This window comes from Oleiphilus sp. HI0123, from assembly GCF_001635315.1.
Map to the genome: position 1 here is coordinate 1 of NZ_LWGE01001539.1, position 2019 is coordinate 2019.

Genomic DNA, 2019 nt, shown 5'->3' on the forward strand with positions numbered 1-2019 from the left:
CTTCGTTTTCTGTCACCGTTTATGCAAAGAAACGCATAAACGTCGCCATAAAACTCATCCCGCAAATGNNNGCGTTATATTTCAGGGAGAATTCAGTGCACGATTTTGTAGGCCGATGGAAAATTAAGTCAATGACAACTTGGCCTCAAGACTACGTTGACCTCGATGAACCCGGTTATTTTGAGTTTACTGAAGATGGATTAGGCCAGTTCGTTTTTGGTGCTGTAAAAGGGTGGCTCGATGTTAGGGTATCTCACCGAACACCTTATCTTGAGTTTAGCTGGCAAGGCACTTGCGAGGGTGATGACCTTTGTGGTCGGGGTAAAATTGAATTTCCTACTCCTTTACAAGGTGACGGTGAAATTTATATTCATTGTGGTGACGAGTCAGGGTTCATCATTGAAAGAAAAATATAACCAGGCCAGCCAACGTCGCCCACAAAGGGCCGTGGGCTGGACTCGCTTCGCTCGCCGTTGCTGGCGGCGTTATGTGTATTAATGAATGGAATTCTTGCAATGAGCAAAGTAAAAATATTGGAGTATCCTAAGAAAGGAGAACCTGATTATAGCCATCTTAACCTCGTTGTAGAGTTTTTGCTTAGCTCAGGAAATAAGTCTGCCAACGAATATATTTGGGGTGTAAACAGAACGGGATACTTTTGTCACTTGGTCAAGGATATCAACTTCGAAGCTTTACGATTGCACTTTGATATTCCGCCTTCAATAGAGCTAAGTGAAACTGAACAGCGTATTAGCTGCATGAATACTTATACTGACATCAAAGTAACAAAGAAAAAATGCACATAACCAACAGCTCAAACGGACTCCGTAACAATCGCATCATTTTTGTTCCAAAAATGCCGCCATTGTTACTCCTCCGTTTAGCTGGGCGTTAGATGCCCCATGTGCTCACAGCCTCTCCAAAAGAACAAGACTGTTCATTTTTAAAGGGTTAGTTTAATCTTTCGAAAAATATATACATTGGAGAAAACTGTGAAAAACTGGTTATTCTTATCCGCTGCTATTATTTGTGAAGTAATTGCAACATCCAGTCTTAAGTCTAGTGAAGGTTTTACTAAAATCGCCCCATCGCTGCTTGTTATTATTGGCTATGGCGCTGCTTTCTATTTACTTTCACTTACTCTGAAATCAATCCCTGTTGGTATTGCATATGCAGTTTGGTCAGGGCTTGGCATAGTTTTAGTAACTCTAATCGCATGGTTCATGCACGGGCAAAAACTTGACCTTTGGGGGTATGTTGGCATGGGTTTAATCGTTGGTGGCGTTGTTGTTCTCAACTTGCTTTCAAAAACCAGTGCACATTAGTCCAGTATGCATCTAACAAGTTGCACCAGTCGGAAAACCTCCGCTCCGCGGCTTTGTGCATTCGCTTCGCTCATTGTTGCACAAAGCCACTACACTACAGTTTCCGCTGTGCAAGGCGTTAGTTGTAAGTAGGGATATGAAACGAGTAGCAATAATACTTAGTATTTTGTGTGTTTTGGTCTACGGAATTTCTTGGTTTTTCGGTACGCCCTATATTCATATACTCATTGGTATTATGGGTATACAACTTTTCATGTCTCTTGCCTCTGTCGGTGAAAACGAAGAAGAATTGGTCGAGTTAAAAGCACAGGGTAGCTGGGTTCGTGAATGGCATGTCTGGGTTCTGCTTGCGTGTATTTTTTCTGGGCTGGTAGTCGCAGAATATTACTATCCAGTACTAGAGAGCTTTGGGGCAAAATGACAACTAACAAGTTTATCAAACATCGTTCCGGCCACAAAAACACGTGGCCTGCACTGGACGCGCAAAAAGACGCGCGCCGTTTATAAAAGCGTTGGTATGACTCCCCACGTCAAGAGGCCCGCACAAAATCCTGCCGGAACCTCGGCCAGAGCCTTTCTTTTTAATTAACATTCTTCCCGTTAGGGAAGCGTCAACGCATCAGATGAAGCAAGTAATTTCGACGGTGATCATGCTGGTATTCGTGGGTTGCTAACGCGACGCGTTAACCTATCC

3 protein-coding genes are annotated in these 2019 nt (G+C 43.2%); all 3 read left to right on the forward strand.

Translation table 11 applies throughout. From position 1 onward, the window contains the following. Positions 1-515: 515 nt before the first annotated feature. The 3 genes from A3761_RS20540 to A3761_RS20550 all read left to right on the forward strand — a co-directional run bounded on the left by A3761_RS20540 (position 516) and on the right by A3761_RS20550 (position 1746). Positions 516-806: a hypothetical protein gene (locus tag A3761_RS20540; protein WP_068511499.1), complete on the forward strand. Its 291-nt coding sequence runs from the start codon at positions 516-518 to the stop codon at positions 804-806. A 186-nt stretch (positions 807-992) separates the two neighbouring features. Further along, a complete protein-coding gene (locus tag A3761_RS20545) occupies positions 993-1325 on the forward strand; it encodes a Qac family quaternary ammonium compound efflux SMR transporter (protein ID WP_068553830.1) in 333 nt (110 codons plus the stop codon). 136 nt (positions 1326-1461) lie between these two features. Next, positions 1462-1746 (forward strand): hypothetical protein, encoded by a 285-nt coding sequence (locus A3761_RS20550; RefSeq protein WP_068553828.1) that lies wholly within the window; start codon positions 1462-1464, stop codon positions 1744-1746. Positions 1747-2019: the final 273 nt, after the last annotated feature.

Coding starts and splice junctions, on each gene's coding strand:
- A3761_RS20540 (WP_068511499.1), top strand. CDS start 516: ATGAGCAAAGTAAAAATATTGGAGTATCCTAAGAAAGGAGAACCTGAT.
- A3761_RS20550 (WP_068553828.1), top strand. CDS start 1,462: ATGAAACGAGTAGCAATAATACTTAGTATTTTGTGTGTTTTGGTCTAC.